The sequence below is a fragment of the Bacillus sp. JJ1562 genome, assembly GCF_036962705.1.
Taxonomy (GTDB): domain Bacteria; phylum Bacillota; class Bacilli; order Bacillales; family Bacillaceae_L; genus Ferdinandcohnia.
In genome coordinates, this window is sequence record NZ_JBALOQ010000002.1 from 127,570 (window position 1) to 135,194 (window position 7,625).

10 protein-coding genes are annotated in these 7,625 nt (G+C 37.8%); 6 read left to right on the forward strand and 4 right to left on the reverse strand.

Going from position 1 to position 7,625, the window contains the following annotated elements:
* Window positions 1-14 precede the first annotated feature (14 nt).
* Together V7097_RS00670 and V7097_RS00675 are read left to right on the forward strand one after the other, a co-directional pair.
* On the forward strand, window positions 15-1,310 hold the full coding sequence (locus tag V7097_RS00670) for an HD domain-containing protein (RefSeq protein ID WP_335701660.1): 1,296 nt from the start codon (window positions 15-17) through the stop codon (window positions 1,308-1,310).
* Window positions 1,311-1,355: 45 nt separating this feature from the next.
* A complete protein-coding gene (locus tag V7097_RS00675) occupies window positions 1,356-1,862 on the forward strand; it encodes a YwgA family protein (protein WP_335701661.1) in 507 nt (168 codons plus the stop codon).
* Between the two features lie 37 nt (window positions 1,863-1,899).
* On the opposite strand, the gene V7097_RS00680 is transcribed toward V7097_RS00675, so the two are convergent.
* Window positions 1,900-3,201 carry an NCS2 family permease gene (locus V7097_RS00680; RefSeq protein ID WP_335701662.1) on the reverse strand — a complete coding sequence of 434 codons (1,302 nt, stop codon included), beginning with the start codon at window positions 3,199-3,201 and terminating at the stop codon, window positions 1,900-1,902.
* Window positions 3,202-3,294: 93 nt separating this feature from the next.
* Entirely contained in the window at window positions 3,295-3,714 is a 420-nt protein-coding gene (locus V7097_RS00685) for a hypothetical protein (RefSeq protein ID WP_335701663.1), read from the reverse strand.
* 116 nt (window positions 3,715-3,830) lie between these two features.
* Between V7097_RS00685 and V7097_RS00690 the strand changes: the two genes are divergently transcribed.
* Entirely contained in the window at window positions 3,831-4,361 is a 531-nt protein-coding gene (locus V7097_RS00690) for a hypothetical protein (protein WP_335701664.1), read from the forward strand.
* A 20-nt stretch (window positions 4,362-4,381) separates the two neighbouring features.
* On the forward strand, window positions 4,382-4,951 hold the full coding sequence (locus V7097_RS00695; protein ID WP_335701665.1) for a DUF4256 domain-containing protein: 570 nt from the start codon (window positions 4,382-4,384) through the stop codon (window positions 4,949-4,951).
* A 46-nt stretch (window positions 4,952-4,997) separates the two neighbouring features.
* Here the strand turns inward: V7097_RS00695 and V7097_RS00700 are convergent, their stop codons facing one another.
* Together V7097_RS00700 and V7097_RS00705 are read right to left on the reverse strand one after the other, a co-directional pair.
* Window positions 4,998-5,630, reverse strand: coding sequence for a LysE family translocator (locus V7097_RS00700; protein ID WP_335701666.1), 633 nt, complete (start codon window positions 5,628-5,630; stop codon window positions 4,998-5,000).
* Window positions 5,631-5,763: 133 nt separating this feature from the next.
* Complete coding sequence (locus tag V7097_RS00705) at window positions 5,764-5,949, reverse strand: 2-hydroxymuconate tautomerase (protein ID WP_335701667.1); 186 nt, start codon at window positions 5,947-5,949, stop codon at window positions 5,764-5,766.
* A gap of 87 nt (window positions 5,950-6,036) precedes the next feature.
* Between V7097_RS00705 and V7097_RS00710 the strand changes: the two genes are divergently transcribed.
* The gene (locus tag V7097_RS00710) at window positions 6,037-6,717 is read left to right on the forward strand and encodes a site-2 protease family protein (RefSeq protein WP_335701668.1); all 681 of its coding nucleotides are present in this window, start codon (window positions 6,037-6,039) and stop codon (window positions 6,715-6,717) included.
* 57 nt (window positions 6,718-6,774) lie between these two features.
* Complete coding sequence (locus V7097_RS00715) at window positions 6,775-7,287, forward strand: YwhD family protein (protein ID WP_335701669.1); 513 nt, start codon at window positions 6,775-6,777, stop codon at window positions 7,285-7,287.
* The last annotated feature ends 338 nt before the right edge of the window (window positions 7,288-7,625 follow it).

Sequence of the window (7,625 nt, forward strand, 5' to 3'; positions counted from 1 at the left end):
AAGAGGTTGAATACATGACAAATTCCAATGGAAAATTAAGTGAAGAAAAGGTGTTTAAAGACCCTGTACATAGCTATGTGCATGTTCAGGATCGAGTGATTTGGGAGCTTGTTGCAACATCGGAGTTTCAAAGACTACGTCGAATTCGCCAATTAGGGACAACCTATTTTACCTTTCACGGGGCGGAGCATAGTCGTTTCAACCATTCATTAGGTGTATATGAAATTGTCCGAAGAATAATTGATGATGTGTTTCGTGAACGACCATTGCTAAATGAAGAGGAACGCCTATTAGCCTTAAGTGCAGCCCTTCTTCACGACCTTGGCCACGGACCATTTTCACATTCATTTGAAAAAGTATTCCATTATGATCATGAAGAATTTACACAGGCGATAATAGTAGGGGACACCGAGGTAAATCGAGTCCTTAAGCAAGTTGGGGATGATTTTCCGAAAAAAGTGTCCGAAGTGATTGCCAAAACATATAAAAATAAATTAGTTGTGAGTCTCATCTCCAGTCAAATTGATGCAGACCGTATGGATTATTTATTGCGCGACGCATATTATACGGGAGTTAGCTACGGAAATTTTGACATGGAACGGATATTGCGTGTAATGAGACCTCAGGAAGATCAGGTTGTTTTTAAAAGCAGTGGGATGCATGCGGTTGAAGATTATATTATGAGTCGATACCAAATGTATTGGCAGATCTATTTCCATCCAGTTACACGGAGTGCAGAAGTCATTTTAACGAAAATTCTCCATCGTGCAAAACAACTGTACAAGGAAAACTACGAATTTCAAACGGCCCCTATCCATTTTATTTCCATTTTTGAAGATACGCTAACACTAGAGGATTATATTAGGTTAGATGAAGGGATTTTTTCCTTCTATTTTCAAGTGTGGCAAGATGAGGATGATGCGATTTTAAGTGACCTATGCCGTCGTTTTCTTAATCGTAATCTGTTTAAATATGTGGAGTTTGATCCAAGTTCACAAATGATGAAGATGATGGAATTAAGAACGCTTTTTGAGGAAGCGGGGATTGACCCAAATTATTATTTAGTGATCGATTCATCATCTGATTTACCGTATGATTTTTATCGGCCGGGAGAGGAAGAGGAACGAATTCCAATTAACCTATTGATGCCAAATGGCGAGATTCGCGAATTATCAAGGCAATCTGAAATTGTAGATGCCATTTCCGGTAAAAGGCGAACCGATCATAAGCTTTATTTTCCACAAGATATGATTGAAAAACTATCAGATGATAGTAAAAAACAGAAAATAAAAGATGTTTTAGATATATAAATAGATCTTTAATTTGGTCGATTTTGGTGAGGAGATGAAGGGGTTTTGTTAACAGAACATGCAAAAGTAATGAAGGCATTTGCTGCTGCAGGGGAAATCACAGGTCGCAAAAAGCTGCAAAAAATGATTTATATCGCGAAAAAGATAGATTATCCGTTTTACGAAAAGTACAACTTCCACTTTTACGGTCCATACTCAGAGGAGTTAACTTTACGTGTGGAGGAGCTTTGCAACCTAGGATTTTTAGATGAGGTCAAAGAGAAAAAGGGTGGCTATTATCAGTATTGTTACTCGTTAACAGAAAAAGGTGAGCAGTTTTTAGGCCACTATCAGTTGGACATGCCACCATTAGATGACTGCATGCAAGCTTTAAATAACCAGTCAGCAAGGTTTTTGGAGCTGGTATCTACCGTTTTATACTTTGAAGGACTTGAAAAAGATGAGGTCAAAGAAAAGGTATTTACATTAAAAGCGAAGCAACGTTATACAGACGAAGAGGTAGAAGAGGCTTATCAATATATTGATTCTCTTCGTCACCTAGTAAAACATTAAAAGGAAACTCGGCAGCTCAAAAGTCTGCCGAGTTTTTTTAGTGCGGTAAATAGGCAAGCTGGTAGAAAAACAGTAATGCAAAAAGATAAAGGAGCGGATGAACTTCTCTCCATTTTCCTCTGACAACCTTCATCAGTGGGTATGAAATAAAGCCTAATGCAATCCCAGTTGCGATGCTTGATGTAAGTGGCATGCTTAGGATGATTAAAAATGCAGGAAAGGCTTCATCGATCTCATTCCACCTGATGTCTGCAATGCTTCCCATCATCAAGGATCCCACAATGATTAAGGTAGGTGCTGTAATCGCAGCAATCCCAGAGACAGAACTAACTAATGGGCCGAAAAAGGCAGCTAGTATAAAAAGGAACGCAACTGTTACGGAAGTTAGACCCGTACGTCCACCTGCAGCAACACCAGTCGTTGATTCAATATAGGCAGTTGTAGGGCTTGTCCCAAACATCGACCCAACTGTTGTCCCAATTGAGTCAGCTAATAATGCTTGTCTTGCACGTGGCATTGTTTTCCCCTTCATAAGCCCAGCCTGCTCGGCAACTCCAATCATCGTCCCTGTCGTATCAAAAATAGTAACAAGTAAAAAGGAGAAGACGACAGCATACAGCCCATACTGAATCACATCGCCAATAGCAGTGAATGGATTTGCGATAATCAGCCCCTCTGGTAGAGATGGCGCATTAACGAATCCATCTTTAAACTCAAGCTGTCCAGTAAAATAAGCAATTATAGCAGTGATGATCATTCCGTAAAATAGGGCACCATTTATTTTTCGTGCCATGAGAATAAGTGTGATAGCTAATCCAGCCAGTGCTAAAAGGACTGGTGGCGAATGTAAATCACCTAGAGTCACTAAATTAGTTGGGTGTGCGGTAATAATTCCCGTAAGCCTTAGACCAATAAAAGCAATAAATAAACCAATTCCAGCTGTGATTCCATGCTTTAGATTTGGTGGAATCGCCTCTATTAGTTTTTCTCGAAAAGGCGTTAATGACAAAATCACAAATATGATACCTGCTACAAATACAGCAGCAAATGCAGTTTGGTAGGTGATATTTTCATTGGCGCCAACAACAGAATAAGCAAAAAAGGCATTTAACCCCATTCCTGGTGCGATTGCAATTGGGTAATTTGCAAATAGTGCCATCCATAGTGTTCCAACAACAGTTGCAATAATCGTTGCTAAAAATACCTGCTCAAACGGAACACCTGCATCTGATAAGATAACCGGGTTTACGACGACAACATACACCATTGTTAAAAAGGTCGTAATCCCTGCGAGAATTTCCTTTTTTACACTCGTATTAAGCTCTGTTAATTTAAACATCGTTTTATGTACCTCCAAAAGACGAACAATTTAAAAATCCTTTTCTATAATATTCGTTTTCGATATAGACTGCAAGACATATTTGAAATTGAGTTAGGTTGGGATAAAGTTTAATAATGTTAAGAATTTTACTGTGTCCCCTCTAAATGTTAGGAAATATGGTTTGTTTTCATCATCAAACACCATTAAATATGGATTTTCCTGATCAGTAAAAATTATGGTTACTTCATCCAACAGGTCATCAAACCATTGGTTTCTCACCATAATATTCGGTTCTAAAGGAATTCTTATCATAGTTCCTTTATTAGGTATCGGATTGAATTTAGCATACACCCCTGTTATCCCTTCAAGAAGGTTCTCAACTTCTTGTTGTATATCTGTGTTTATAGGTAAATGTTTTATAACCCTATCTTGGTTAATATCGAATATTATTATTTGTTGGTTTGTTTCGGCCATAACATTTGTAGAGATTAGTTGAAAAATAAAGATATGTAGTAAAACATTTTTTAGCATTTGAACCACCTCAGTTGGTATTATTCCCAAAAATATGGTGGTGATGTTTTTAGAAAAATGAAACTTCTCCTGACAATTATTCGTAAATATTATTTAAAGAGGGGGAGGGCGAGTACATGTTGCAACGAATTGATAAAGGCTATTGGGTAGTATTACTGATAATCAGCATTATCATAGGTGTTATAGTTGGATTTATAGGTCCTAGCTTAATTCACCACTTTTTCTTCAAACATGGTGACACCTTTCTAGTTTTAACACCATTCATTTCAAGTATCTTGATGTTTGTTGCTGTCGGCTTTTTTATTTTGTTTTGTATTGGTATGATATTTGAAAATAAAGTTTGGAACTATATCGGTATATTATTTTTAGTGTTTTCAATTTCAATGGGTTATTACGCTAGTTTTGGAAACTATACGCTTATCTCAAAAAACGAAATAACATTTAAGAAGTCGATGTCTGAAAGTATATACAAATGGGATGAAATTAAAGAAGCAGCTTATATTAATGAAACTCAGGAACCTGTTAAAAGGATACATTTGGTTTTTGAAAATGGTAAAGAAGAAACCCTAGAAATTAACAGACAATATGTTCAAGAAATCAATAAAATACAACAGACGTTTATTCAGAATGATATTCAGTTCTATTAAGTAAATAGGAGGAAACAAACGTGACAAAAGGAAATAAAAAGGAATTATCGCAAGAACAACGAGAAGAATTAATTAAGACATTGAAAGCCCGTTTTGAGAAAAATATGATCCGCCATGAAGGTTTTGAATGGGCAAAAGTTGAAGGAAAATTGGAAGACAATCCTGAGAAACTGTGGTCACTCAATGAGATGGAGAGAACTGAAGGCGAACCAGATGTTGTGGGTTATGATGAAAAGAAGGAAGAATACATATTCTTTGATTGTTCAGTGGAAAGTCCTAATGGTCGTAGAAGCTTTTGTTACGACCGAGAAGCACTGGAATCAAGGAAAAAGCATAAACCAGAAAATAGTGCTATCGATATGGCAAATGACATGGGTATTGAGATGTTAACGGAAGAACAATATCGAGCATTACAGGAGCTTGGTAATTTTGATTTGAAAACATCAAGCTGGGTGCAAACACCGGCTAATATTAGAAAACTCGGTGGGGCAATCTTTTGTGATCGTCGCTATGACACTGTATTTTTATATCACAATGGAGCAGACTCCTACTATGCTGCGAGAGGGTTTCGTGGTTCGCTAAGGGTATAAAAAAAGGAGGATTGTTCAAACTTTGGACAACCCTCCTTTTGAATTTCTAATTATGGGCCTTTTCTAAGGCTAGTTTTATACCAAAACCGATCAGTATAGTACCCGTAATTCCTTCAATCATCTTTTGTGCATTCGGTTTTTTCATAAAAGTACTAATTTGATTAAGTAAATAGACATAAAGCAAAAACCAAATGGCAGTTAATACAGTATAGGTCAAACCCATTATAAGAAACGGTAGAATGGTATTGCTTCCAACGTCCACGAACTGAGGTAAAAAAGTTAAGAAAAAGACAGCAACTTTGGGATTTAGGATGTTGGTAAGGAATCCATGTTTAAAGCAAGATGTGTGTTCGTACGAGCTTTTTGTGCTCATCTCAATACTTGCTGCTTCTTTCTTTTTCCACAATGACCATAATGTCTTAACTCCTAAGTAAATTAAGTAAATAGCACCTACGTATTTGAAGATAGAAAATAATAGTGCTGACTTCACGATGATAGCTGATAATCCTAATACAGCAGCAGAAGTATGGATAAGCAGGGCGCAACATGTTCCTAAAGCTGTTTTTAGACCTCCGACTCTCCCAACCGTGAGAGTGTTTTTCGTAGCAATGGCAGTATCGGGACCAGGTAAAATAATAAGCAAAATACACATAAAGACAAATAGATAAAAGTTCTCCATTTTAAGATCCCCTCAACTTTTCATATGTGATTCTTATACTGTATTATATATAAATGGTGTTGTTAATTGAACATAAATCTTTATATAAAAGTAAAAACCCGTAGCTCATTCGCCACGGGTTTAACCAACTCTATTATTTATCGCTTAAACGTTTGCCGCCTTCTGCGTAATGATTTTTCGTCATTTCCTCAATGAAAACAACGATTTTCTCTTCCGCTGCTCCTGTTGTTTCAGATACAGCTGTTGTTACTTTTTCAACGAGCGCCTTTTTTTGTTCTTCAGTGCGTCCTTCTAGCATTTTGACTGTTACGTATGGCACAATTGATCTCTCCAATCTGTGATTTCTAAAGCTTTAAGAATATTGTATACTGAAAATAATAACTTTTCTAGAAAAAGGAGAAATTTGGTGGAACAATTAAGTCGATTTTTAGCATTTGATTTAGCTTTGATACCGTATGTGGTTATAACTCTATTAGTTGCATTTACGGTGCACGAATTTGCGCATGCCTATGTGGCTTACAGGTTTGGTGATGACACGGCAAAACGGCAGGGGAGATTAACGTTAAACCCAATTGCGCATTTAGATCCTTTTGGGACGATTCTTATTTTTCTTGCCGGGTTTGGTTGGGCGCGTCCTGTGCCGGTGAATCGATTTCATTTTAAAAAGCCACGGCTTGCCGGGATTCTTGTTTCGGTTGCAGGGCCTTTAAGTAATCTGGTCGTTGCAGCGTTAGCATTGCTCATTTATATCATCCTTATTCGGGTAGGCGTGTTTAATGCCATACCTCAAGGCTTTGGAGAAGGCTTAGAAACATTCTTTAACCTGTTTGTACGTCTTAACATTATGCTATTCATTTTTAACCTGTTGCCGTTTCCACCGCTTGATGGGTATCGTATCATTGAGGACCTTGTACCAGCGCGGATTCGCCCGAGATTGACACAATATGAGGGACTTGGAATTGTGCTCTTTTTAGTATTGGTCATTACGCCACTAGGGGACCGATTTTTATTCCCGTTCCTTTATGGTGGAGTCTATGCCGTCACAGATATGCTGGTTGCGATATTCCGACCAATCCTGCAATTATAGAATTTGACAACCTTATGTTAAAATAGTTGGTAATGAGTAAAAGGGAAAGGTGGATGTATGATGGATCAAAGTAAGAAAAAGGTTGCCTTTAATATCATTAAAAATGATCCAACAGATGGACATAAGGGATATGGGATTGGTGCGCTTAGTCTCGAAAATATTTCACCCGTATTCATTGATATAGAAGATGAAGATGTATTCGTTGACGTCGGTGCGATGCACGCAAGAAGCGTCGTCGAAAAAGGGATTAAGTTTCTGCCGAATAAAGAGGATGTTCCCAATGGAAAGCCGTTTTGGCTAATTTGGGTAACGATTGATCGCAAGGAAGAGGGGCCTTATTATGCGGGTGTCACAGCTTGTGAAATGACAGTCGACCGCTCGATTCGACGCGGCTACAAATCATTGCCGGATCATGTGAACAAAATGGATAAATCGTTAAAACGTCATATCATGGTTGATTTTATGGACGATAAATCAAAGAAGCTATTGACGGATTTCCTAATCAACCACAACAAAGAAATTTGGGATAACTCAGGTGATGAGCTAAAAGAGGGACTAAAGGTCGAATAGAGCCCTTCCAATTGTGACATTTTAGTGAACAAACTGACTTATGCTTGAGCTTTTTTAATAAAATAAAGTACACTAAATTTACAATGTACACACATTGAAACTAGGACACGCGAAACCCCCAGGACGTACACATCCTGGGGGTTTCGCTTTTTTTGTTGATTAAAGAAGCTCACGTACTCAGGATCTATCCTTAACTGTTATTTGGATACAGTATCTCCAAATTTAGCAAGAATTCTCCAAATCAAACACCCATACGGACACCGAACGATGAAAATCAGCAAAAGCAGTCCGAATCCAGTCGTCATTTGGACACCGAGCAATGAAAATCAGCAAAAGCA